19 protein-coding genes and 1 tRNA gene are annotated in these 25,617 nt (G+C 58.2%); 12 read left to right on the top strand and 8 right to left on the bottom strand.

The annotated features are described in order from the left end of the window. Window positions 1–97: 97 nt before the first annotated feature. From ACSQ16_RS12105 to ACSQ16_RS12090, 4 genes are all read left to right on the top strand, one after another. Window positions 98–862: an RNA methyltransferase gene (locus ACSQ16_RS12105; protein WP_243263021.1), complete on the top strand. Its 765-nt coding sequence runs from the start codon at window positions 98–100 to the stop codon at window positions 860–862. 122 nt (window positions 863–984) lie between these two features. Then, window positions 985–2,130, top strand: a complete 1,146-nt coding sequence (ctaA, locus tag ACSQ16_RS12100) for a heme A synthase (RefSeq protein ID WP_093926336.1) — start codon at window positions 985–987, stop codon at window positions 2,128–2,130. A gap of 3 nt (window positions 2,131–2,133) precedes the next feature. Next, window positions 2,134–3,615 (top strand): carboxypeptidase M32, encoded by a 1,482-nt coding sequence (locus ACSQ16_RS12095; protein ID WP_243263022.1) that lies wholly within the window; start codon window positions 2,134–2,136, stop codon window positions 3,613–3,615. Window positions 3,616–3,780: 165 nt separating this feature from the next. After that, window positions 3,781–4,113, top strand: a complete 333-nt coding sequence (locus ACSQ16_RS12090; protein ID WP_139226259.1) for a hypothetical protein — start codon at window positions 3,781–3,783, stop codon at window positions 4,111–4,113. A gap of 129 nt (window positions 4,114–4,242) precedes the next feature. Here the strand turns inward: ACSQ16_RS12090 and gyrA are convergent, their stop codons facing one another. After that, window positions 4,243–6,993 carry a DNA gyrase subunit A gene (gyrA, locus tag ACSQ16_RS12085; protein WP_243263023.1) on the bottom strand — a complete coding sequence of 917 codons (2,751 nt, stop codon included), beginning with the start codon at window positions 6,991–6,993 and terminating at the stop codon, window positions 4,243–4,245. Window positions 6,994–7,182: 189 nt separating this feature from the next. Here gyrA and ACSQ16_RS12080 point away from each other — a divergent pair, with 189 nt between their 5' ends. Beyond that, on the top strand, window positions 7,183–7,452 hold the full coding sequence (locus tag ACSQ16_RS12080) for an usg protein (RefSeq protein WP_243263024.1): 270 nt from the start codon (window positions 7,183–7,185) through the stop codon (window positions 7,450–7,452). 18 nt (window positions 7,453–7,470) lie between these two features. On the opposite strand, the gene ACSQ16_RS12075 is transcribed toward ACSQ16_RS12080, so the two are convergent. Then, window positions 7,471–8,418, bottom strand: coding sequence for a radical SAM protein (locus ACSQ16_RS12075; RefSeq protein WP_243263025.1), 948 nt, complete (start codon window positions 8,416–8,418; stop codon window positions 7,471–7,473). 160 nt (window positions 8,419–8,578) lie between these two features. On the opposite strand from ACSQ16_RS12075, the gene zwf reads away from it, so the two are divergent. From zwf to ACSQ16_RS12055, 4 genes are all read left to right on the top strand, one after another. Further along, window positions 8,579–10,042, top strand: a complete 1,464-nt coding sequence (gene zwf / locus ACSQ16_RS12070) for a glucose-6-phosphate dehydrogenase (protein ID WP_243263026.1) — start codon at window positions 8,579–8,581, stop codon at window positions 10,040–10,042. Continuing rightward, on the top strand, window positions 10,039–10,710 hold the full coding sequence (pgl, locus tag ACSQ16_RS12065; protein WP_435988514.1) for a 6-phosphogluconolactonase: 672 nt from the start codon (window positions 10,039–10,041) through the stop codon (window positions 10,708–10,710). The genes zwf and pgl overlap by 4 nt, the downstream gene beginning before the upstream one ends. Next, the gene (gene pgi / locus ACSQ16_RS12060) at window positions 10,707–12,299 is read left to right on the top strand and encodes a glucose-6-phosphate isomerase (RefSeq protein WP_243263028.1); all 1,593 of its coding nucleotides are present in this window, start codon (window positions 10,707–10,709) and stop codon (window positions 12,297–12,299) included. Before pgl ends, pgi begins: the two co-directional genes overlap by 4 nt. Window positions 12,300–12,461: 162 nt before the next feature. Next, window positions 12,462–14,090: a long-chain fatty acid--CoA ligase gene (locus tag ACSQ16_RS12055; RefSeq protein WP_243263029.1), complete on the top strand. Its 1,629-nt coding sequence runs from the start codon at window positions 12,462–12,464 to the stop codon at window positions 14,088–14,090. A 55-nt stretch (window positions 14,091–14,145) separates the two neighbouring features. Here ACSQ16_RS12055 and ACSQ16_RS12050 read toward each other — a convergent pair whose 3' ends face one another. The 4 genes from ACSQ16_RS12050 to ACSQ16_RS12035 all read right to left on the bottom strand — a co-directional run bounded on the left by ACSQ16_RS12050 (window position 14,146) and on the right by ACSQ16_RS12035 (window position 19,416). Beyond that, entirely contained in the window at window positions 14,146–16,197 is a 2,052-nt protein-coding gene (locus tag ACSQ16_RS12050; RefSeq protein ID WP_093926327.1) for an ATP-binding protein, read from the bottom strand. Window positions 16,198–16,395: 198 nt separating this feature from the next. Continuing rightward, a tRNA-Gly gene (locus tag ACSQ16_RS12045) sits at window positions 16,396–16,469 on the bottom strand. Window positions 16,470–16,510: 41 nt separating this feature from the next. Next, window positions 16,511–17,356, bottom strand: a complete 846-nt coding sequence (locus ACSQ16_RS12040) for a class I SAM-dependent methyltransferase (RefSeq protein ID WP_243263030.1) — start codon at window positions 17,354–17,356, stop codon at window positions 16,511–16,513. Beyond that, the gene (locus ACSQ16_RS12035) at window positions 17,356–19,416 is read right to left on the bottom strand and encodes an ASKHA domain-containing protein (protein ID WP_243263031.1); all 2,061 of its coding nucleotides are present in this window, start codon (window positions 19,414–19,416) and stop codon (window positions 17,356–17,358) included. Before ACSQ16_RS12035 ends, ACSQ16_RS12040 begins: the two co-directional genes overlap by 1 nt. Before the next feature lie 190 nt (window positions 19,417–19,606). Here ACSQ16_RS12035 and guaB point away from each other — a divergent pair, with 190 nt between their 5' ends. Continuing rightward, a complete protein-coding gene (gene guaB / locus ACSQ16_RS12030) occupies window positions 19,607–21,055 on the top strand; it encodes an IMP dehydrogenase (RefSeq protein ID WP_243263032.1) in 1,449 nt (482 codons plus the stop codon). A gap of 567 nt (window positions 21,056–21,622) precedes the next feature. Further along, window positions 21,623–21,823: a hypothetical protein gene (locus ACSQ16_RS12025; RefSeq protein ID WP_349579104.1), complete on the top strand. Its 201-nt coding sequence runs from the start codon at window positions 21,623–21,625 to the stop codon at window positions 21,821–21,823. 617 nt (window positions 21,824–22,440) lie between these two features. On the opposite strand, the gene ACSQ16_RS12020 is transcribed toward ACSQ16_RS12025, so the two are convergent. Beyond that, a complete protein-coding gene (locus ACSQ16_RS12020; protein WP_349579105.1) occupies window positions 22,441–22,743 on the bottom strand; it encodes a hypothetical protein in 303 nt (100 codons plus the stop codon). A gap of 127 nt (window positions 22,744–22,870) precedes the next feature. Next, window positions 22,871–23,248: a hypothetical protein gene (locus ACSQ16_RS12015; protein ID WP_349579106.1), complete on the bottom strand. Its 378-nt coding sequence runs from the start codon at window positions 23,246–23,248 to the stop codon at window positions 22,871–22,873. 367 nt (window positions 23,249–23,615) lie between these two features. Between ACSQ16_RS12015 and ACSQ16_RS12010 the strand changes: the two genes are divergently transcribed. Continuing rightward, window positions 23,616–25,574 (top strand): GmrSD restriction endonuclease domain-containing protein, encoded by a 1,959-nt coding sequence (locus ACSQ16_RS12010; protein ID WP_435988513.1) that lies wholly within the window; start codon window positions 23,616–23,618, stop codon window positions 25,572–25,574. Window positions 25,575–25,617 lie beyond the last annotated feature (43 nt).

The raw sequence follows: 25,617 nt of genomic DNA, 5'->3' as shown, positions 1-25,617 counted from the left end.
GGGTCTGAGTAGCGCAAGGCGTTGCAAAAGAAAACGGATATGCGTGTGCTGCGCGGGCTTTCTTGCGGTGCGAACGCGCAGAAGCTATGAGGCGCCTATGACCCAGACATCATCTTCCCCCGTCCTTCCCGCGCCAATCCCGGCGATTGTGCTTGTGCGTCCGCAAATGGGCGAGAACATTGGCGCGGCGGCGCGTGCGATGTGGAACTTTGGCCTTGATCATATGCGGGTCGTCGCGCCGCGTGACGGCTGGCCGAGTCAGTCTGCCGTGGCCATGGCCTCGGGCGCGGGGCGGTTGTTGGATGAGGCGCAGCATTGCGCCGATCTGCCGAGCGCTCTGGCCGATTGCGATTTCACCTTTGCCACCACGGCGCGGGGCCGCGACCTGACCAAACCGGTCTATAGCCCCGAAGCTGCGATGAAGCTGGCGGCTGAGAAAATATCGGCAGGACAACGGGTTGCGGTGCTTTTCGGACCTGAACGGGCAGGGCTGGAGAACGAAGATATCGCGCAGGCCAATGCGATTGTCTCGGTTCCGGTGAACCCCAAGTTCGCCTCGCTCAACCTCGCGCAATGCGTGCTCTTGATGTCCTACGAATGGATGCGGGCGCAGGGTGATGTGACCCATGAGGTGACCGAGATGGCCGGCACCGATTGGGCAAAGGGGGCCGAGGTCGACCATCTGGCGCGGCATTACGAGGAACGGTTGGAAGAGGCGGGGTTCTTCTATCCCGAACATAAAACGACCTCTATGAAGCTGAACCTGCGCAACATGTGGTCGCGGATGCCGATGACACGGGCGGATGTGCAGATGCTGCATGGGATCCTGCGGCAAATGGTCCGTTGGAAAGAGAAGGGCTGAGGGAAGCCACCGCCCGGAATCAAGCCGTTGGCCCTCGGCACATGCGGCAACATAACTCACCCCGCTAGACCTTTCCCCGCCCATGGCATACCACTCTATCCAAACGGAAAATGAGGCGCGCCATGGCGGAAAAACGCAAACTTTTCGAAGAGGTCGGGACCGACCAACCCAGCCGTGCCCCGGTGCAAACCGGGGGCATCGACAAGGGCCGTGGCGGCGCGCGTGGCGCGATCCGTATTTGGCTGATGATCCTCTTTGCGCTGGTCTTTGTTATGATCGCCGTCGGCGGACTGACACGTCTGACTGACAGCGGGCTTAGCATCACGGAATGGCGTCCCGTTACCGGGGCCTTGCCGCCAATGAGTGAGGCCGATTGGCAGGCGGAATTCGACAAATACAAGCAGATCGACGAGTTTCAGGTCCAGAACGCTTGGATGGAACTTTCTGATTTTAAAAGCATCTACTGGTGGGAATGGGGCCACCGGCAACTTGGTCGAGTGATTGGCCTCGTCTGGGCTTTGGGCTTTCTTTACTTTCTCGTTCGACGTCAAATTCCAGTGGGCTGGAACAAACGTCTGCTCTTTATCGGCGCACTTGGCGGCGCGCAGGGCGCGATTGGCTGGTGGATGGTCGCCTCAGGCGTGACCAGCGGGCAGGGGGTGACGGATGTGGCCTCTTACCGTTTGGCGACCCATCTCGGCCTCGCCTTTGTCATCCTCGGTTTTATCACATGGTATGTGCTCTTGCTGGGCCGCAGCGAACGCGACCTGATTCAGGCCCGCCGCGCCAAGGAGGCCAAGCAGTTCGGCATGGCCACCGGCTTGTTGCATTTCGCAGCGTTGCAGATCCTGCTGGGCGCGCTGGTCGCTGGGATTGACGCAGGCCGCTACTTCGTCGACTGGCCGCTGATGCAGGGGCAGTTCTTCCCACCCGACGCGTTTAGCATCACGCCCACATGGCGCAACTTCTTTGAAAATCCCGGGCTGGTGCAATTCATGCACCGGGTGGCGGGCTATCTGCTGTTTGCTTTCGGCGTAGTCGTCTGGCTGCGCGGCCGCCGCTCGGCCCATGCGCGGACGCGCTTTGCGTTTAATGCGGTGATGGCGGCGCTGGCCTTTCAGGTGGTTCTGGGCATCACCACGGTGCTCTATGCCGCCCCGGTGCATCTGGCGCTGGCGCACCAGGCGTTGGCCGTTCTGCTCTGGGTGTTGATCCTGCGGGCGCGTTTTCTTGCGGCCTATCCCGTCGCCACATCGCTGAGAGGCTGAGACATGACTGCATACGACGATTTGATGGCCTTTCAGCGCGAGACCGAAGCGCTGGCACAGGTCGCGGGGCGGCTCGGCTGGGACCAAGAAACGGTCATGCCCCGCGGCGCCGCGCCGCAACGGGGCGAAGAAATGGCCGCGATGGAAAGCGTGCTGCACGCCCGCCGCATCGATCCGCGTATCGCCGATTGGCTGGGCCGTATCGAAACGGCGGGTCTGGACGCGGTGGGGCAGGCCAACCTGCGCCACATCAAACGCGATTTTGACCGTGCCACCCGTGTTCCCGCCGATCTGGCGGCACAGATCGCCCGTGTCACCTCCGCCGCGCAGGGTACGTGGGCCGAGGCCCGCGCCGCCGATGATTTCGCCGCCTTTGCCCCGACCTTGAAAGAGGTGATTGCTCTCAAACGTGAAGAGGGGGCTGCCTTGGCCGAGGGGCGCGATATTGATATCTACGATGCGATGCTGGAGGACTATGAGCCCGGCACTACAGCGGCAGACCTAGAGGCAATGTTCGGGGCGCTGCGCCCTAAGCTAACAGAACTACGCGCTGCCGTGCGCGATGCCGAAGCACCGCCAGTTTTGGAAGGCGTGTTCGATGAAGCCTCTCAGATGGAACTGACAGCTAAACTTGCCCGGCATTTTGGGTATGACCTCTCCACCGGACGGATCGATAAGGCAGTGCATCCTTTCTCATCCGGCTCGGGCTTGGATGTTAGAATTACCACGCGCACCAACGCGCTTGATCCTTTCAATTGCTTCTATTCCACGGTGCATGAAGTCGGCCACGCTGCCTATGAGCAAGGGATCGACAACGCTTATCTGCTGACTCCGTTGGGGCGCGGCGTGTCGATGGGTGTGCATGAAAGCCAGAGCCGTATCTATGAAAATCAGATTGGCCGCAGCCGCCCCTTCACCGGCTGGTTGTTCGGTGAAATGACGGCTGCTTATGGTGACTTCGGTGTGCCGGATGCCGAGACATTCTACAAAATCGTCAATCGTGTGTCGGACGGCTTTATCCGTACTGAGGCTGACGAACTGCAATATAACCTCCACGTCCTGCTGCGCTTTGATTTGGAACGTGCACTGATGTCAGGGGACTTGCAGGTTAATGAGCTAGAGACCGCATGGAATGATCGGTTTGAGGCTGATTTCGGGTATCCGGTTGACCGCCCCTCGAACGGTGTCTTGCAGGACGTACACTGGTCGGTTGGTCTGCTGGGGTATTTTCCGACCTACAGCCTTGGGAATGTCTATGCTGGCTGCCTCAATGATGCGATGCGCGCGGCGGTGCCTGATTTGGACGAATCTCTTGGGCGGGGCGATACAAGTGCTGCAACAGGTTGGCTGCGTGAAAACGTCCAACAACACGGTGGGCTTTTTGAACCACGAGAGGTCATAACACGCGCTTGCGGAAAGCCGCCGACCGAGGAGCCATTGCTGAACTACCTAGAAAACAAATTCAAAGATCTATATGGGATTTAAATATAAAAAACTGGGAACAATAGGCCATTTGGCGGTGTTGCTCAGACAACAGGCACCACGTGAATTCTTAACTGAGCTTTAACAATTCGTCTTTGCGCTGAGCATGATAATATGCGATGGTCCGGTGAGTTTTGATTTTTGACGAGATATAGGAGTACCGAGACAATGAAAATTCTTGCAACGGTTGCGGCGACAATCGCCCTTACGGGTGCTGCATTTGCCCAAACAACAACACAGGCAGCGGTTCTTGGGGCGTCTGACGACTCCGTTTATTCGCTTCAGGTTCAAGGCGCGAATGGCGTGATCTACAATTGCAAGCCGGATCCGGTTACAGTTGATGGCGACACAGCCCGCGTTTGCGTACGCGCTGATGATGCTGGCCTCTTCGCAGCTGGTGCTGGCCTTGGTGGCGGCGCAGCAGCGGCAGGCGCGGCTCTGGTTCTTGTGGCGATTGCAGCGGGCTCTTCGTCCTCTACTACCACAACTACTACTCAATAACTTCTTTACAGAAGCTTAAGATTAGAAAATCCCCCGTGCCGATGGCGCGGGGGATTTTTTGTTGTTTGATATTTTGCTGATAAACCAACCGTCCCGAAGCTTTCACTACGGGGCGGGGTACAGTGTAAGTTATTCTGTGGTGCTGTCATCTTCGACAGCTTCATCCTCGTCGTTGCCCTGATCGGCGATCCAAGCCACGCTGACGACCTCTTCGTTCTTGCCCGTGCTAAAGACCTTTACACCACCCGCACTGCGCGACCGGAAAGAAATCCCTTCTACGGGAACGCGGATCGATTGCCCTTTGGATGTCGCCAACATGACTTGGTCCGACATCTCGACCGGGAAGCAGGCAACGATGGGACCATGTGCCATTGTCTTGGTCCAAGCCGTCACACCCATGCCACCACGGCCACGCACCGGATAGTCATGTGCCGAAGACACTTTGCCCGCGCCCTTGGCCGTGATCGTCAAAATCAAATCCTCTGCCGCAGACATCTCTGCATAGCGCTCGGTGCTGAGTTGCCCGGCTTGCACTTGCTCTTCTTCGTCATCGTTGCTGTCATCATCGGTCAGCCCGGCCATGAGGCGGCGTTGCTTGAGATAGGCGACACGCTCTTCCGAGGCAGCCTCAAAGTGGCGGATCACGGACATCGATACGACGGTGTCTTTTTCGCCCAAACGAATGCCCCGCACACCGACAGAGTTGCGCGAATTGAACACCCGCACATCGGTCGCCGGGAAGCGGATCGCGCGGCCAGCGTCGGTCACCAGCATCACGTCATCATCATGCGACGCGATGCGTGCGTTGATGAGTGTGGTGCCTTCATGTTCGCCTTCGAACTTCATGGCGATCTTGCCGTTGGCTTTTACATTGGTGAAATCCGACAGCTTGTTGCGACGCACGGTGCCGGCAGAAGTGGCAAAGACCACCTGTAGATCATCCCAGTCCTTTTCATCCCGATCGACCGGCATAATCGCTGCAATGGAAACGCCGGTGGGAATAGGTAGGATGTTGACGATGGCCTTGCCTTTGGCAGTGCGCGCACCCTGTGGCAGGCGCCAAGTCTTAAGTTTGTAGACCATCCCATCAGTGGTGAAGAACAAAAGCTGCGTATGGGTATTGGCGACGAAGAGGTTGGTCACGACATCCTCTTCTTTCGTCTGCATGCCCGAGACGCCCTTGCCGCCCCGGCGCTGCGCACGGAAATCGGCGAGGGGGGTACGTTTGATGTAACCGCCAGATGTCACGGTCACGACCATGTCTTCGCGGGCGATCAGGTCTTCGTCGTCCATGTCGCCGGACCAGTCGACAATCTCGGTGCGGCGCGGCACAGCAAAGAGTTCACGCACTTCGCGCAGCTCGTCCGAGATGATGCCAAGGATGCGTTCGCGTGAACCGAGAATTTCAAGGTATTCCTTGATCTTGCTGGCCAGTTCCTCCAGCTCATCGGTGACTTCTTTGACGCCGATCTGGGTCAGACGCTGCAGACGCAGTTCCAAAATTGCACGGGCCTGAGCCTCTGACAGGTTGTAAGTGCCATCTTCATTCGCGGTATGGGTCGGATCGTCGATCAGCGCAATATAGGGCAGGATGTCTTCTGCGGGCCAGCGGCGCGTCATCAGCTTTTCGCGTGCCTGAGAGGCATCGGCGGAGGAGCGGATGGTGGCGACGACTTCGTCGATGTTGGTGACGGCAACCGCCAGACCACACAGGATATGGCTCCGCTCACGCGCCTTGCGCAGCAGATAGGCGGTGCGGCGGGCGACAACATCTTCGCGGAAATCGATGAAGTAACTGAGGAACTTGCGCAAAGTCAGCTGTTCAGGCCGGCCGCCGTTCAGCGCCAGCATGTTGCAGCCGAAATAGGTTTGCATGGGCGTGAAGCGGTACAGTTGGTTCATCACGACTTCGGCGGTCGCATCGCGTTTGAGTTCGACCACCACGCGCACGCCGTTACGGTCGCTTTCGTCCTGAACGTGGGAAATGCCTTCGATCTTTTTATCGCGGACTTGTTCGGCGATCTTCTCGATCATCGAGGCTTTGTTAACCTGATAGGGGATTTCATCAATGACAATGGCCCAGCGATCTTTGCGGATCTCTTCGACCCGCGTCTTGGCACGGATCACGACACTGCCGCGCCCCTCAAGGTACGCTTTGCGCGCGCCGGAACGGCCAAGCATGATCCCGCCCGTTGGGAAATCGGGGCCGGGGACATAATCGATCAGTTGCTCAGAAGTCAGGTCAGGGTCGTCGATCAGCGCGAGGCATGCGTCGACAACCTCGCCAAGGTTATGCGGCGGAATGTTGGTGGCCATGCCGACGGCAATGCCGCCTGCGCCGTTGACCAGCATATTGGGGAAGCGCGCAGGCAGAACCGTAGGTTCTTTCTGTTTGCCGTCATAGTTGTCTTGATAATCGACAGTGTCTTTGTCGATGTCTGCCAGCAGATAGGCCGCTGGCTTGTCCATCCGCACCTCGGTATAGCGCATCGCCGCAGGGTTATCGCCGTCCATTGAGCCGAAGTTGCCCTGACCATCAAGCAGCGGCAGCGACATCGAAAAATCCTGCGCCATACGCACCAAAGCGTCATAGATCGCAGAGTCACCATGCGGGTGGTACTGGCCCATCACGTCGCCCACGGGGCGGGCGGATTTGCGGTAGGATTTGTCGTGGGTGTTTCCGGTCTCATGCATGGCAAAAAGGATGCGGCGGTGCACCGGTTTGAGCCCATCGCGCAGGTCGGGGATCGCCCGGCTGACGATCACCGACATCGCGTAGTCCAGATAGGACGTGCGCATCTCGTGTTCGATTGTCACCGACGGCCCGTGGAAAATAGGCTTTTTGTCTGCGTTCTCAGGGGTTTCCGGCGTATCGGTCACGTATTTTGCCCACCATTTTATGGTTCTATATCTTGGGGTTTTCTATAGCAGACGGGGCATATCAGGTGCAATGGCTGTGGCCGAAACGCACTGGCAGCACTCTGGCTCAAGTGCCAACATGCTGTTTTCATTGAAAAGTAATTCTCACCGCGCAAACTTGTCATACAGAGGCAGCAAAGGAGGCGCAACATGCCCCGCAGTGAAACCGAAATGATGCTGAAAGGTTACGGGCTGACCACGGCTGAGTTCTTTTATCGTATGCCCGACTACAGTCATGTGCTGAACAGCTATATCTGGCAGGATTACGACATCGCGCCAGACCATCCGCGCCTGTTCGAATTCGTCGAATTCTGGCGCGCGGAACTGGATGGGCCGCTGCATTCGGTCCGTTTCACGCATCGGAAACTAATCGGTCCCGGTGAGTGGCAGAACCAAGTGGGCGAGTTCACGCTGCATTAAGGCAAAAGGGCAGGGGCGTCAGGCCGAGCAACTCGCCCCGCCCAGCACGCAGAACTTAGCGCAATGCGGATGGTTCAACGACACGTCACGCTCTGCCTCGGCCAAGGTTGTACCAAGCTCGAACTCGGGGTCGTAGGGCAGTAGGGTACAAGCCAGCACGGCGGGTTTCTCGGCCCCCTTGCGTTTGACCACCATGCGAGAGGAGGAGCACATCACCGCGTCAGGCGATACATCCAGAATGCTCCAACAGGCGGTGGTGATCTCAGGCACTTCGACCGCTTCGTCCATCTCGGGGAAAAGCACCGTCATACCGGGATCGTTTGCGTCGATGTCAAACCCGTGTTCGGCATAGAACGCAGCATAGCCCGCGCGGCTGTCGGCATCACTGTCGGCAAAGATCGACCGTCCCGCGACCGCCATGCGAAAATCATTATCCCGCAGCCATTCCATACCGATAAGGGTCTTATCAAAGGCACCTGCACCCCGCTCTGCGTCATGTAGATCGCGACGGTAGTGGTCGACCGAGATGCGGAAAGTCATCTTGCCCGGATAGGTGTCGCGCAGCCGCAGCAGCCCGGTTTGCACAGATTTGCGCATCATCGGACGCATGGCATTTGTCAGGATCAATACTTCATAGCCACGCTCCAGCGAGGCTTCGGTGATCTCGACCATCTGCGGGTTCATAAAGGGCTCGCCGCCGGTAAAGGCGATCTCGCGTACCGGCCAGTCACGCTCGACGATTTGATCAAGGTAATCGCGCACTTCATCAGCGGTGATATAGACCAACGCGTCATTCTTAGGGCTTGAGGCAATATAGCAGTTCACGCATTCGATATTGCACAGGGTGCCAGTGTTGAACCACAGCGTCTCCGCGCCGCGCAGAGCGACGGTGGCGCGTGGTTCCCCCTTGGCGGTTACCGCCGGGTTCTGGAACTTGCCCTCGTTTGCTTGCGCGATATCTTTCATGATTGGTCCTTGCGTGATCCCATTTGTTCCTGTCCTGTTGTGGTAAGCTATTGCGGCCCTGCCTAAAAGTCCAAGGTGCGGGGTGCACAGTCTTGTGAAGTAGGTAAAAATAGGTATGTTTGCGCTAACTCTGCCAATCTACCCGGACAAGGAATAAATAATGGTTTCGCGCGTTATCCCTGTCGACCCTTTCGATTTGGTTATTTTTGGCGGCACCGGCGATCTGGCCCGGCGCAAGATACTGCCCGGCCTTTACCGGCGGTATTGCGCAGGCCAGATGCCCGAAGAAGCGCGGATTATCGGCGCCGCGCGGACCGAGATGGACAGCGCGGGCTACCGCGAAATGGTGTCAGAGGCGATCAGTGAGTTCGGCGGCAAGGATGCATGCGATAACCTTGACGCATTTCTTGCCATGCTTGATTACGTAGCGATCGACGCGCGGGGCGAAACCGGCTGGGCCGAATTGCAGCAGATGATGGCAGGCAAGGATCGGATCGAGGTTTACTACTTCTCTGTCGCGCCGGGGTTGTTCGGTGATTTGGCAGAACGTTTGCAACAATGGGGCATGGCGGGCGAAGACAGCCGTATCGTCGTAGAGAAGCCGTTTGGCCGTGATCTGGCAAGCGCGCGGGCGTTGAACGCCACGCTGGCGACCTATTTCAAAGAACAGCAGATCTACCGGATCGACCACTACCTTGGCAAAGAGACGGTGCAAAACCTCATGGCCGTCCGCTTTGGCAATATGCTGTTCGAGCCGCTGTGGAACCGGCAGTATGTCGATCACATCCAGATTACCGTGGCCGAAACGGTGGGTGTCGGCGGGCGTGGGGAATACTACGACAAATCCGGTGCCATGCGGGACATGGTGCAAAACCACCTGATGCAGCTCTTGTGCCTGATCGCGATGGAGCCGCCCGCGCGTTTCGACCCCGATGCGGTGCGTGATGAAAAACTTAAGGTGATCCGTGCGCTTGACCCGGTGTTGCCACATCACCTGGTACGTGGCCAGTATGAGGCCGAAGAGGGCAATGAGGAAGAGGCGCCCAGCTATCGAGATGCCGTCGACAATCCACGCTCGCGGACCGAGAGTTTCGTGGCGTTGAAGGCGCATATCAGTAATTGGCGCTGGCATGGCACACCGTTCTACCTGCGCACCGGCAAACGCATGGTGGCGCGATCGAGCGAAATCACTGTGGTTTTCAAGGACACGCCCCATTCGATCTTTGCCGAAGACGCAGGCCGCCACCGCAACGTGCTGTCGATCCGCCTGCAACCGAACGAAGGCATCACCCTTGGCGTGACGATCAAGGAACCGGGCCCGGGGGGCATGCGTCTTGTCGATGTGCCGCTTGATATGACATTCGCCGAGGCGCTTGGCCCCGATGGGGGGGATCAGGTTGATGCCTATGAGCGGCTGATTATGGACGTGATCCGGGGCAACCAAACATTGTTCATGCGCGACGATGAGGTCGAGGCCGCTTGGGCTTGGACCGATCCGATCATCCAAGGCTGGGAGGCGCGCAATGATGTGCCAAAACCCTATGACAGCGGCTCTACCGGGCCCACAGATGCAGGTGAAATGATGCGGCGCGATGGCCGTGAATGGCGAAAGGTATCCCCATGAACTTCATCGAATATGCAGACCGCGAAATGGTGGTCATGAATGTCGCCAACAAACTGGCGGGCAAATTGAAATCGGCGCTATCGGGCAATGACCGCGTGTCATTTGCCGTGCCGGGTGGGTCTACCCCCGGGCCGATTTTCGAAATGCTCAGCGCGACCGATCTGGATTGGGACCGCGTAGATGTCATGCTGACCGATGAGCGATGGGTGGATGAAAACGATCCCCTGTCCAACGCACGGCTGGTACGAGAGCACCTTCTGAACGACCGCGCTGCCAATGCGCAGTTCATCCCATTTTTCCGCGCAGGATTGTCGCCGGGCGAGGGGGCAGAGACTGTAGCACCCAGTTTGGCGCGCCATATGCCGATTTCGGTGCTGCTGTTGGGCATGGGCGACGACATGCATACCGCCTCGCTCTTTCCCGGAGACCCCAGCTTGAACAATGCGCTCGCGTCTGACGCGCCGCTCTTGTGTCCGGTTTACCCCGAGGGCCAGCCAACGGCGCGGGTGACACTTCCGGCGCATGTGCTGGATGGGGCGCTAAACAAACATTTGGTGATTTTCGGCGACGAAAAACGCGCAGCACTTGAACGCGCGGAGAAACTCTCACCCGAAGAGGCGCCCATCGCGGCGGTACTCGATGAAATAGAAGTCTACTGGGCAGCATGATGAACATTTGGCAAGACTTGCAAGAACAGCAACGTGCAACGGCCGATCGCAAGATCACATCGCTGTTTGAGGATCCCAAACGGGCCAAAGAATTTTCTTTGCGGACGCAGCACATGCTGTTCGATTACGCCAAGACGAATATTGACGCAGAGGCGCGTGCGGCCCTGCTGCGGTTGATCGACGCCGCTAAGGTGACCCACCGCCGTGATGCGATGTTTGCAGGCGAGCCGATTAATGAAACCGAAGGCCGTGCGGTGCTCCATACCGCCCTGCGCAATCTTGATGGCGGGCCGGTTGAGGTCGAGGGCGCGGATGTCATGCCGCAGATCCGCGACACGCTGGCGCGGATGCGTGATTTTGCCGACCAAATGCGGTCGGGTGCGATTACCGATGTGGTTAATATCGGCATCGGCGGCTCGGACCTTGGCCCGGCCATGGCAACCCGCGCGCTGACGCCCTATCATGATGGGCCGCGCTGCCATTTCGTCTCCAACGTCGATGGCGCGCATATTGCCGATACGCTGCGCGGGCTGGATGCCAAGACGACTTTGGTGATCGTCGCCTCCAAGACCTTTACCACCATCGAGACCATGACCAATGCGCGTACGGCGCGGGCGTGGATGCAAGATCATGGCGGCGATCCGGCCACGCAATTCGCGGCCCTCAGCACCGCCGAGGATAAGACCGCTGAGTTTGGCATCGATTCCGCGCAGGTCTTCGGGTTCGAGGATTGGGTCGGCGGGCGTTATTCCATCTGGGGGCCCATTGGCCTCTCGCTGATGATTGCCATCGGCCCCAAGGCATTTGACAGCTTCCTGCGCGGCGCGCAGGAGATGGACCGCCATTTCTGCGCCGCCGATCCGGCGGAGAACATGCCGATCCTTCTGGCGCTGGTGGGCATCTGGCACAACCAAATCTGCGGCCATGCCACGCGTGCGGTGCTGCCCTATGACCAACGGTTAGAAAAACTTCCGGATTACCTGCAACAGCTTGAGATGGAATCGAATGGCAAGGGCGTGCAGATGGACGGCTCTGACAGCCCGCGCCACACCGGTCCGGTGGTCTGGGGGGCGGCGGGCACCAATGGCCAACACGCTTTTTATCAGTTGATCCACCAAGGCACCCGTGTGATCCCGTGCGAGTTTCTGGTCGCGGCCAAGGGGCATGAGCCGGAATTGCAGCATCACCACGACTTGCTGATCGCCAATTGCCTCGCACAGTCCGAAGCGCTGATGCGCGGGCGGTCTTTGGACGAAGCGCGGGCGATCATGCGCGATGCCGGGCTGTCGGGCGATGAGCTTGAGCGCCAAGCGCGTCACCGCGTTTTCCCCGGCAACCGGCCCTCAACTACGCTGGCTTATGAAACACTTGATCCTTTCACGCTCGGCCAGATCATCGCGCTTTATGAACACCGCGTCTTTGTCGAAGGGGTGATCCTCGGCATCAACTCGTTCGATCAATGGGGCGTGGAACTTGGCAAAGAGCTGGCCAAGTCCCTTCAGCCGCTGGTCGAAGGAGAGGTTTCTGCCGAAGGCAAGGATGGCTCCACCGCCGGGTTGATCGGCTATATCCACCAGCATCGCGGCTAGGGACTACATCCAAAATTGATGGACCGACGCGCGCAGGCGAACCCCGCCTGCGCGGGCCATTCTGCTGCCTATCGTTGCCGATTCTGACTTGCCGGAGGGGAAGGCTTGCAACTGCCCTGACCTTTGGACAGTCTCAACGCAAATGATTGGAGGATCCCCATTATGCTTGGCCAGATGATGAAGCAGCCGCTGCTGATCTCAAGTCTGATTTCCCATGCCGAACGCTATCACCCCGAAGGCGAGATTATCTCGGTTTTAACCACAGGCGGGGTCGAGCAAACCAACTGGGGCAAGGTGGCCGAGAGCGCGCGGCGCTTGGGCTCGGCGCTGAACGGTCTGGGGCTGTCACCGCAGGCGCGCTGCGGGACCATCGCGTGGAACAACCGTCGGCATCTGGAGATTTACTTCGGCACCTCCGGCGCGGGCTTTGTCTGCCATACGATCAACCCCCGGCTCTTTGCCGATCAACTGATCTATATCCTTAATCACGCGGCGGATGAGGTACTGTTCATCGACAAGACCTTCGTTCCGCTGATCGCCGCGATCCGCGACAAACTAGAGCATCTCAAGCATCTCGTGCTGATGTCTGGCCCTGATGCCGAGGCCACCGAGGCCCTGCCGGGGCTGGTCTTCTACGATGAACTGGTCGCCTCAGGCGACGCCGGTTTCGACTGGCCCGATTTGGATGAGAACACGGCGTCGAGCCTGTGCTACACCTCGGGCACCACGGGCAATCCCAAGGGCGTGCTTTATTCCCACCGCTCGACCGTGCTGCATTCCTTTGGCATCAACATGGCTGACAGCATCGCGATCTCCGCGCGGGATATCGTTATGGCCGTGGTGCCGATGTTCCACGTCAATGCTTGGGGCAGCCCCTATGCCAGCGCCATGACCGGCGCGCGGATGGTGCTGCCGGGGCCGAACCTTGATGGGGCATCGTTGGTTGGGCTGATTGACAGGTACAACGTGTCACTTGCACTTGGCGTGCCGACGATCTGGCAGGGGCTCTTGGCGGCGGCCAAAAAGTCGGGCAGTGAACTCACCAGCCTTGAGCGCACGGTGGTCGGCGGCTCGGCCTGTCCTCCGTCTATGATTGCGACGTTCCGCGAAGACTATGGGGTGGAGACCATCCACGCTTGGGGCATGACCGAGATGTCGCCCGTGGGCAGCGTCAATAAACCCTTGGCGAAACATGGTGAATTGCCTGAAGACGCACAGCATAAGCTGCGCGAGAACCAAGGCCGCCCGGTTTTTGGCGTCGAGCTTGAGATCTGGGACGACGCAGGCAAGCCGCTGCCGCATGACGGAGAGACCCAAGGCGCGCTGGTCACGCGCGGGCACTGGATCTTGGACGCTTATTACCGGTCCGACCGCGACAGCACCCTGCGAGACGGTTGGTTCGACACCGGCGATATCGCGACGATGGACAAAGACGGCTACATCACTATCCGTGACCGTGCCAAAGACATCATCAAATCGGGCGGGGAATGGATCAGTTCGGTCGAGTTGGAGAATATCGCCATCGCCCATCCCGATCTGGCCGACGCCGCCGTGATTGGCGCGACGCATCCAAAATGGGATGAACGCCCGGTTCTGATCGCGGTAAAGGCCGAAGGGGCCGATCCGTCAGAGGCGGATATTCTTAAGGTCTTTGAAGATCAAGTTGCGAAATGGCAGGTGCCCGACCGCGTGGTCTTTGCCGAGGAACTGCCGCGTAATGCGACAGGTAAAGTTCTAAAACGTGATCTGCGTGAGCGTTTTGGCGACGTACTGATGCAAGGCGAGAGCTAAGAAAAAAGCGCCCCGGTCCAGCTAGGGCCGGGGCCTTCGCACTCTAAACTGCCGTTCAGGCCGAGCGGCGCTGGTCACTGTCGGTCAGCGGACGCGGCAGGGTAAGCCTGAAGGTGCTTCCCACATCGATGGTGCTTTCCAGAGCAAGCCCACCGCCGTGCAGCGTGGCGAGCTGTTCGGCAATCGCAAGCCCCAGTCCCAAGCCGCCGTTCTCCCGCGACATGGACCCATCCACCTGTTGGAAACGCAGAAAAACCCGTTCAAGGTTTTCTTCGGAGATGCCACAGCCGGTATCTGTCACTGAGAAGCTGATATCTCCGGCAGTTTGATGCACTTGGAGGTGAATATTCCCGCTGCGCGTGAATTTGACAGCATTTGAAATCAGATTGTAGAGGATCTGCCGCAAGCGCACCGGATCGGCGTTGGCTGTGGCAGTGCCGTTGTCTTCATAGGTAAGGGTGAGCCCCTTGGCCTCGGCGTCCGGACGCAGGTCATCGGCGACCGAGCGGGCGATATCGCTGGTCTCAATCTCTTGCAGGTCAAGTTCCATCTTGCCACGGGCGACCTTGGTCCAATCCAACAGGTCTTCGACAAGGCGCAGCATATGTTTGGACGATCCTGCAATGCCGCCCGCTTGGTTAGAGACAAAATTCTGGAACTCATCCACGCTGTTGCGGATTTCGGGCGTGGCGTTGGGGCTATTGGTCAGTGCGGTGTGCAAACGGCGTGCCTGTGGCAGTTTCTCGGCGTGCTGCAAAAAGGTCGCCCGGCCAGAGATTACGGTGAGTGGGGTACGCAACTCATGGCTGACGTTGTTGAGGAACTCGGTCTTTTCCCGGTCTGCAGCCTTGGCCGCGTCTAGCGCGCGCTTTTCGGTGGTCACGTCGGTCCAGATTCCCACGGTGTATCCGTGCGGCGTGCGCGATTCCGTGACCTTGAGCCAGAAATTGTCCGAGACTTCGAGGTTAAAGGCGCCGCTTGGGTTGCGAAAACGGGCGAGGCGCTTCGCGATCCATGCCTCGCGCTCTTCGACATTCTCGGGATGCTGATTGCGGGCCACCCAATGGCGTAGTAATTCTTCGATAGTCTTGCCGGGGACCAGAAGATCGACAATCTCAGGGTGATACTCGAGAAATTTGCTGTTTACGGTGACCAACCGTTCCTTTTCATCAAAAGCGATAAAGCCTTCTTGGATCGAGCCGATGCCCTCTGCCAAAAGGGCGTGGGCCTCTTGCTTTTTCAACGTAACTCGGCGGAACGCCCAGAGCCCGGCCATCAATGCGATGGTCGCAAACAGCGCGAAGGCCACAAGGTAGGGGCTTTGCGGGGCATAGGGCGGCAGACCGTTAACCGGGCGTGCCGTGGCTTCCCATGTCTTGCCCAATAGCTCAAACCGGGTGCGCACCGGATCACCATCGTCCAGCGCCGAGGGCTCTATTTCTGGCGGGATCGCGCCTGTTGGGAAAGCGCGTAGGCTATAGGTATAATCGGCGGCTTGATGGGGATTCTGATGCGGTTCAAACAGACGGTCAGGCTGGAAAACGATCGATATCACGCCCCAAAAGCGCGGTGCACCAAGGCCGGTGGGCCGTTCAAAGACCGGATAATGCATGATGTAGCCCCTACCGCCCTGTACAAGCGTCAGCGGACCTTCGATGGTTGGGCTTTGGCGGCGATAGGCGTTTGCAACGCCTGATAACTGTGCGGGAATGTTTTTGTACGCCATGCCGATGGTCGGCCCATTCGGCTGTTTGGGATAGCTTTGGGTGATGGTCAGATCAGGGGCGAGGGCAAAGGCCCTTATGCCGGGGTTCCGCTCCCTCAATTCCTTAACCAACAATTCAATCTTTTTGTCTTTAAACGACTCACCCGAGAGCAGAATATTCTCGATGTTTTTGGTGACTAAGATCGTTTCCTGAAACTGGTGCTGCACCTGATTGCTGAGTTCGTGCAGCGCTTGGCGCGCGTCCTGACGCATGCTGGCGATATGCTGCTCATAATCCAGTTTGACGATCGAATAGCTGATGCCAGCCACGCAGCACAGCACGATGAAATTGACGATGATATACGCCTTGGATGTCGCGTAGTCCCGAAACGTGTTGCCCACGTTTTATCCTTTGCCTCCGGGCGCATTTGACATCGTTGGGCCATCTGCGCGTAGTTTACATCCTGCTGGCCGCTACCATTGATAGAAATCATGGCAAAATTCGGGCATCTTCAAGCTATTCAAGTGATTGATCTGCGAGAAACCAGCGGGTTTCGAGAGGGCAGACGCCGCGCCTCACTAGGGCCGCGGTAATCAGCGTGGAGCGGGTAACGAGAATCGAACTCGTAACTAAAGCTTGGGAAGCTGCCGTGATACCTTTTCACCATACCCGCGCGCTGAGTGTGGGATAATCGGCACGCCGGGGAAGGTCAAGTCAGGGTTTTATGGCGGTGACGAAATTGATCTCGGCGGGCAGGCGCAGAGGGCCGTTTTGCGCGTAGGGCCGCAGGGCATCGGCGATTGTTTGGCGCAATTCGGCCACCTGTGCTGGGGATGCCTTAAAGTGAGTAATCGCACCGTTTGCAGGACCGATATCACACATCTGTTGGGCCAAATCTTCGACCGAGCCTGCGGGCGTTAGATCAAGCTTCATCACCTCACATTTGATGTCCGCAAAGCCAGCCTGCGTGAGGGTCGCGTCCACCCGTTGGGGATCGCGACAGGCGAAGGGGCCGGGGGCGTCGGGGTCGGTTTTGGGCATGGCACCGATGATCGCACGGGCAGCACGGGCCGGTAGGGTGAAAAAGGGGTTTTCAGGGATTTGACCCCAAGCGGCAAAGCTGATCCGCGCGCCGGAGCGAAGCTGCGCGGCCATGCGGGTAAAACTGAGAACTGGGTCGGAAAAGAACATCACCCCAAAGCGTGAGATCAGGCGATCATAGGGCGGATCGAGGCGCAGTGCGGTGGCGTCGCCGTGGTGAAAGGTGATTTGGGGCAGGGCGGCCGCCCGCTGCCGCGCCAGATCAAGCAGCGGCTCCGAAACGTCAACGCCCAGCACCGCGCCCCTGTCACCCAACGCTTGTGCGGCAGCAAGGCAGCCCGCGCCCGCGCCGCAACCGATGTCCAGCACGCGTAAGCCGGCGCGCAGGTCTGCCCGTGTCAGCACACCGTCGAGCACCGGCTGCATGAGGGTATCTAACTCTGCCTGTCGCGCGACCCATTTATGGCCCGCAGCACTGCTCCAGAAGTCGATCTGATCGCTGTTGCCTTGATCGCTCATTACGATGTCTTCCGTCTTCTGCGCCGTCCGCCGCGCGCGCCCTCTGCGCCGCCAGCACCACCGCCGCCCGTGTTGAAAGTAACATCCGGCAGGGCCACGAGGCTGTTGAGGATCGGGAAGGGCTCGACCGCGTTGGGAATGGCAGAGGCATTGACGAAATGCTCTTGAAAGCGCGGTTCGACAGCGGTTTCGATCTTGTGGATGGCGCGCACCGTGGCCTCAATCTCTGCCCGGGCGTCGGTGTTGAGCAGGGCAATCCGCGCCCCCGTGCCTGCCGCATTACCCGCGCTGGTCACTTTGTCGAGCGGCGCGTCGGGGATCATGCCCAGCACCATCGCGTGACGCGGGCTGATATGCGCGCCGAAGGCACCAGCGAGCACCACACGGTCCACTTTATCGACGCCGAATTTGTCCATCAGCAGACGCGCGCCGGAATAGAGCGCGGCCTTGGCCATTTGGATTTCACGGATGTCGCGGTTGGTCACCGTGATCTTTGGTCCGCCTTTTTCCGTGCCGTCATAGACCAGATAGCTGTTGGTGCGGCCATCGGCGAATACCGAGGGTGAGCCGGTCTGCTCTGCGCTGCCGATCAAGCCGGGCGCGTCGACGATGCCGTGAATGCGCATTTCTGCGACCATCTCAATGATGCCAGAGCCGCAGATGCCGGTGATCCCGGTGCTGGCCACGGCCTCCTCAAAGTCTTCCTCATCGGACCAGAGGTCACAGCCGATCACTTTGAACCGCGCCACTTTGGTTTCGGGGTCAATCTCGACCCGCTCAATCGCGCCGGGGGCCGCGCGCTGTCCCGAGCTGATCTGCGCACCTTCAAACGCAGGGCCGGTGGGAGAGGAACAGGCCAGCACCTTTTCCTTGTTGCCCAGCAGGATCTCCGCATTGGTGCCCACATCCACCACCAGCATCAGATCATCCGATTTCTCCGGTGCCTCTGATAGGGCAACGGCGGCGGCGTCGGCCCCTACATGACCCGCAATACAAGGCAGCAGATAGACCCGCGCAGAGGGGTGGATATTGAGGTCCAGATCCTCGGCCCGTAAACGCAGCGCACCCGAGGTTGCGAGCGCGAACGGCGCTTGGCCCAGCTCAAACGGGTCAATGCCCAGCAGCAGGTGGTGCATCACCGGGTTGCAGACAAAGACCGCATCAACGATCAGGTTTGGCTCTATAGCGCCTTCTTCGGCGATCTGGGTAAATAGCGCGTTCATCCCCTCGCGGACCGCGCGGGTCATCTCTCGGGAGCCCTCGGGGTTCATCATCGAATAGCTAACACGGCTCATCAGGTCTTCGCCAAAGCGGATCTGCGGGTTCATCACGCCAGAAGAGGCCACAACCTCGCCAGTTTGCAGGTCGCACAGATGCGCCGCGATGGTGGTAGAGCCAAGATCGACCGCCAGCCCGTAGACCGTTCCTTCGTAGTATCCCGGCCAGATGTTCATGATCCGGGCCGCGTTCTCTTGATCGCCCAGATGCACGGCGACGGTTACCTTCCAAGCGCCCTTGCGCAGGACCGGCTGCATCATTTGCAGTATGTGCAGATCGGCGGTGACCTTCTCCAGCTCCCATTGCTCGGCCAGCGCGGTGCGCAGCCGCTCCAGATCCCCAGAGGGTTCATGCATGTCGGGCTCTGTCACCTCGACGTAGAACAGTTTGACCGACGGGTTCAGCACGATCTCCCGCGCCTCGGCGCGTTTGCGCACGACCTGTTTATGCACTTGGCTCTCTGGTGGTACGTCAATCACCACGTCGCCCTGCACCGTGGCCTGGCAGCCCAGACGGCGGCCTTCTTTCAGGCCGCGTTTCTCGTCATAGCGCTCCTCAACCGCGTTCCATTCGCTCAGCGCATCGGACGCGACGGTTACGCCATGTTTGGAAAACTGCCCATAGCCCGGCGAGACCTGACATTTCGAACAGATGCCGCGCCCGCCACAGACCGAGTCCAAGTCGACGCCCAACTGCCGTGCGGCGGTGAGCACCGGTGTGCCTTTGGGAAAGCGCCCTCTCTTGCCGGAGGGCGTGAAAATCACGAGGGGATCACTGCTCATCGGGGCCGTCCTTTGCTTCTTTGCGCCACCATAGCGTTCCGCGCGGCAGGGGAAAGGCACTGCGCGTCAATTCGTGTGGCGCGCACGTCATTCCAGCCTTGGGACTTACGCTGGGGAATAGGTCTTTCCAATCCGGGCCATCCGTGAAATAGGAAACCGCCAAATGAACCCATCCAGACCGAGGTGTTAAATGGAGATTCGTGAGGCCCTGACCTTTGATGACGTACTGCTGGTTCCCGCGGCGTCCTCTGTGTTGCCGTCTACCGCAGATACAAGAACCCGCGTCACGCAGAGCATTGCGCTCAATATCCCGCTGCTAAGCTCGGCCATGGATACGGTGACCGAAAGCCGCATGGCGATTGCACTGGCGCAGGCCGGTGGGATGGGTGTTGTGCACCGCAACCTGACGGTAGAAGAGCAGGCCCGCGAAGTGCGCCGGGTCAAGCGGTTTGAATCCGGCATCGTTTACAACCCGATTACCCTGCGGCCTGAGCAGACATTGGCAGATGCCAAAGCTTTGCAAGAACGCTACCGCGTGACGGGTTTCCCGGTGGTGGATGAAAGCGGTCGTGTGCTGGGCATCGTGACAAACCGTGACATGCGCTTTGCCTCTGACGATCGTACCCCGGTGTCGGTGATGATGACCTCTGACCGGCTGGCGATCCTGCAAGAGCCTGCCGACCGGGACGAGGCGATCAGCCTGATGAAATCCCGCCGGATCGAAAAACTGCTGGTCACCGATGCCAAGGGCAAGCTGACCGGGCTTCTGACCCTGCGCGACACCGAACAGGCCGTGTTGAACCCAACCGCCTGCAAGGATGATCTGGGCCGTCTGCGCGTCGCTGCTGCCACCACGGTGGGGGACGCGGGCTTTGAACGCTCCGAAGCTTTGGTCGACGCGGGCGTCGATATGATCGTAATTGACACAGCGCATGGCCATTCTGAAGGCGTGGCCCTTGCGGTGACACGGGCCAAAAAGCATTTCGGCGACGTTCAAGTTGTCGCGGGCAACGTCGCCACCGGCGCTGCCACCCGCGCGCTGATCGACGCAGGCGCCGATGCGGTCAAGGTTGGCATCGGTCCCGGCTCCATCTGCACTACGCGGATGGTCGCGGGCGTCGGCGTGCCGCAGTTGACCGCGATCATGGATTGCGTGGCCGCCGCCGGTGACGTGCCGATCATCGCTGACGGTGGCATCAAGTTTTCGGGCGATTTCGCCAAGGCGATTGCGGCAGGGGCCTCCTGCGCAATGGTAGGCAGCATGATTGCAGGCACCGACGAAAGCCCCGGCGAAGTCGTTCTTTATCAAGGCCGTAGCTTCAAAAGCTACCGTGGCATGGGCAGCATGGGCGCCATGGCGCGCGGCTCGGCGGATCGCTATTTCCAGAAAGACGCCGCCTCAGACAAGCTGGTGCCTGAAGGGATCGAAGGTCAGGTGCCCTATAAAGGCAGTGCGAACAACGTCTTGCACCAACTGGTCGGCGGGCTACGCGCCGCGATGGGCTATACCGGTTGCGCGACCGTCGACGATATGCGCAGCAACTGTAGTTTTGTGAAGATCACGGGTGCGGGACTGAAAGAAAGCCACGTGCATGACGTGCAGATCACGCGGGAGTCTCCTAATTACCGAATTGGGTAAGTGCTTTGTTAAATTGGGTTTTTGTGGAATTTGATGGATTGATTTGTGTCGAGAACCATGCGTGAACAGGACCGGACATACCCAGAACTGGACATTGCATCAGTGAAACAACTGATGCAAATTGGGATAGGGTTAGGCGATAGCTGATGCATAGTTGTCGGATCGAGAGAGCAGTAAGTGGAGGTGGCGGGATCATCGATCCTGCCACCGACAATGAGTTTGAGTAGATAGATCTTCCTGGCACGGTTGGGACAAAGAGCCCAACCGATAAGCTGCTACCCCAAATTGACAGCACGGTTAGTGCCGCTCGGCTAAAGATGGATCAGGCGACCATCCCTCAACGAGATCTCTGTCGGTTGGGTCGGAAAGCCCAATTTGCGTCGTGCATCCCTATCGCTCTCAACAGCCGTCCCGCGATCCACCGCGCGCCCCGTCACAATGCCGCTTACGCCGTCGTTCTCGAATGCTGTATTCCAAACCAAACCGTCTTTTCTCTGAACGCCTTGAGAACCCAAGTCCCTTGTGAGGCGGATATTTGCTGCATCAAATCGCAAGGAGACAAGACAAATGAACACAAAATACCCTCACATCGAAGTGCCAATGGTAGGGGAGGACGGAAATGCCTTCGCAATTCTTGCACGTTGCGCCTGTGCAGGCCGGCGTGCGGGTTTGGATCGGTCCGAACTCGAAAAATTTAGGAAGGAGGCCACCTCCAGTGATTACGATCACCTGATCCAGACCGTTCTTCGCTGGTTCGACTACTACTAAGGTGTGGTTGCGTCGTCTCAAGGCTGAAGCCTCTGGGACGACACACAAGATATTGCGATCATGAATGGGGGATAGCGCCGTTCGCTTTCGGCGATATCGAAAACTGAGCTTACCATCGCAGGGTGGACTCATCGCAAGATCATTGCATTGAGTTTGCGCATCAGACGCAAGCTCAAGAGCTGGGTGTCCGTCAACAGCGCTGAACTTTCTCGTCTGTAGTTGTCGACCACGGTCTGCGGTGAGCCTGCTGCCCAGGCGGAAGTCTACCACTGATGGAGACGTCAGCGAGGCTGTGAGCTACGCTAAGATGAAGGGACGGAGCGCCTTCACTCGCATCGAGCTTCGCATAGCCTATGCACAAACGCTATCTGTAGCAAGAAAACCAAGCAGGAAAGGCTCCGACGGCAGGGGTCCAAGAAACTGGCCTCAACCTTCAGGATGTAAACGAAAAAACGCCTTCGACCGCGGTCTGACTCCGCGTGTGACGCTGAAAGCGTCACGCATGTGACAACTTCAGCAAGTGTTTTGTGACAGGTTTGGGTTGTATGTTATCGAACGTCTTTCTGGACGTGCCGAGAATTGCTGCGTCGCCTGATCTGGCGACGCAGGTGCGCAGATCAGTTCTGTTCGTCGCGAAGGTTCGTCGCGATCCGTTCCGCTTCCAGCATGTTCTGTATTGCGGCCAACCGTGAGGCGAGATCCTTCAGACGGCTACGAAGGTCGATTGCCGCGAGACCATAGCGATCCACGACTTTCTCTTCGCTTGGCGGGTTGATATCCCACTGCTCGGCTGGGATGTAATAAACATTCGTTGCAGCCAGGATGACTGGCTCGAGGCGGTCAGCCATCTCTTTCAAAGCGAAATGTTCATTTGTCGCGAAGATGGTGAGGCCCTCAATCCTGTCTTTCAGTGCCAGCACATCTTCGAGCAGCCCCCCATCGAGCGCCTCGACCTCTTAGGCCCGGGCGATAGCTTCCAGCGTCTTGTTCGAGACATCGAGAGCAGCTTCAATTCGAGAGGTCAGTTTATCATCCAGCATCCGGGACTTATCCATTTATGTTCTCCTTGTCATCGTTGGAGGGCTGTTGATCGGCATAGGTCTCTTCGAACGCCTGACGAAGCTCGTCGGCCAGCAGGCTGATTTCCTCGACATGCGGCGATGAGGGATCGAGAGCTGCGAAGTATGCAGCTTCGGGGCGGGACGGATCGTGCACATCCGCAAGAGTAAGCAGGCGATGAAGCGCATTGATTTCACGGCCGACACGGCCGTGAAGGGAATTCTCGGTCCAGAGAGTCTCGAATAAGCTTTGGACGCGTTTGAGCCACGGCCGCCCGCCGAGAAGAAGCGCGGCATTCTGGAGCGCTTCCATGTTTTCTTGAAATAGGTAGTGAACGCGCGTGGGCGCGGTGGGGATATCGAACATGATGTTCTCCCAGGCAGTGCCCTCGGCAGACTGCCTCGGGTGACAAGAGCCGCAGCTTCCGTAACAGCAAGAAGCGTTTCGACTGCCTACCGGCTCCTTGGATCAACAGGAGAACTGGCCCGTTGATCCCTACATTGCGGCGTTGGCAAAATAGACATTGGCCAAATTTGCTGGATCCGAAGGGGGAAATCGAAATAATTTCTAACTAACTGATTAAAATAAGTATATCTCGGCGTGACGTTCATCGCGAGGACAAATGCTCCGAGCCATGGCTTCCCCGCTTCGCCTTGGAGACTATCAGAGGTTGCACGCAATGGGCCTCATACGGCAGAGTAGTTCAAACCGAATTTTTCTACGGTATTTTACAATGAATATTACTTCGATCCTCGATTACATTGACAATGGGCATATGGCACTCCCCGAATTCCAGCGCGGATATGTCTGGGGACGAGAGCAGGTCCGGGGCTTATTCCATTCCCTCTATCGCGGGCACCCTGTCGGAAGCCTTCTGGTCTGGGCGACCAGCGCTTCAACTGCAGCCCACAGAGGCGATGGGGAACTTGCTCCAGGCGTGGTAAAGTTACTGCTCGATGGCCAGCAGCGGATCACCTCCCTCTATGGCGTGATACGGGGTGAGCCGCCGAAGTTCTTCGATGGGAATGCGAAGTCCTTTACCGAGCTTAGGTTCAATCTCGCAACAGAAGAATTCGAGTTTTACCAACCGATCAAAATGCGCGACGATCCTCTTTGGATCGATGTCACCGAGCTCATGAAAAGTGGCAACGCAGGCGTTGGGAGCTTCATCAACGAACTTAACAGCAATCCAGAGCATACGGTTCGGTTGGGCGAGTATGTTGGCCGCCTGAACCAGTTGCTCAGCATCCGCGACAAGAATTTTCACATCGAGGAGGTGACGGGTTCGGACAAAACACTTGATGTAGTTGTCGACATATTCAACCGCGTGAACAGTGGCGGCACCAAGCTTTCCAAGGGCGATCTTGCCCTTGCAAAAATCTGTGCTGACTGGCCAGAAGCCCGGGACACCATGAAAACGAGTCTCGCTCGCTGGAAAGAAGCGGGTTACGATTTTACCCTCGACTGGTTGCTCCGGTCTGTTAATACGGTGCTGACTGGCGAAGCTAAATTCCTCTATCTCCACGATCGCTCAGCCGAAGAAATCGCCGACGCCCTGACGCGTGCGGTTCGGCATACTGATACAGCTCTGAACATGATGGCGGGCAGGCTTGGTCTCGATCACAACCGTGTGCTGTTTGCCCGGTTTGCCGTCCCGGTTATGGTTCGATTTCTCGAAATGCGTGGGGGGCGCCTCGATGAACGCACCCGAGACAAGTTGCTGTTCTGGTATGTGCAAAGCGGAATGTGGGGAAGGTTCTCAGCCTCTACCGAAAGCGTGATTGATAAGGATCTCGGGATTCTGGAGCAGAGTGGAGGCGATCTGGATAGGCTGCTCGACGAACTGCGCCTGTCGCAAGGGGGGCTTCGGGTGGAACCGGGACATTTCCACAGCTGGAGTGTAGGATCTCGGTTTTACCCCGTGCTCTACATGCTAACCAGGATGACAGAGGCACGCGATTGGGGAACGGGCCTCCCGCTCAAGAGAGAATTACTTGGCAAGATGAGCTCTTTAGAAGTCCATCACATCTTCCCGCGGGCGCAGCTTTATAAGGCGGGCTACAGCCGATCCGAGGTCAATGCATTGGGGAACTTTTGCTTTCTGACTAAGGACACAAACCTGGTTATCAGTGACAGACGCCCGGAGGAGTATTTCGAGGAGATCGAAGCGGCACATCCAGGCGCACTACGCTCACAATGGGTGCCAGAAGACCCGCAGCTTTGGAAGCTAAACAAATTCCGGGATTTCTTGGAAGCCAGGAAAGAGTTACTTGCTGAAGCCTCAAACACCTGTCTGAAGTCATTGCTACACGACGATGCTGGCATGCTGGAAGCATCCGCATCCGCTAAAGTGAATGATAGCGTTCTTCTCGGTGGTATCGCCAACGAGGATGAGGCCCGAGAGCTCGAAGAGTTGAATGCTTGGGTGGAAAGCCAAGGTTATTCGAAGGGCGAAATTGCTTGGGAATTTGTGAACCAAGAAACTGGTGAGCAGAAGGCCGTTCTCGATTTGGTTTGGCCAGACGGCCTCCAAGCCGAGCTCTCCGAACCTGTCGCTGTGTTGCTGGGTGAAGGCCCCGAACTGCTCGCCATCGCAAATGAGGCGGGATTCCGTTGTTTCACTTCAGTGGACGCGACAAAGGCGTATGTCTCGAGACTTGAAAATGCTGCTCGTGCGACTGCGGCCGAATGAATGCGCCACCTCCAAAATTGAGCCCGAACTACGTGAAAGTAAT

Origin of the sequence: Sulfitobacter sp. SH24 (genome assembly GCF_965641895.1) — a bacterium.
Lineage (GTDB): Bacteria > Pseudomonadota > Alphaproteobacteria > Rhodobacterales > Rhodobacteraceae > Sulfitobacter > Sulfitobacter dubius.
The sequence above is the reverse complement of the archived record's forward strand: the minus strand, read 5'-3'. Positions and strand labels throughout refer to the sequence as shown.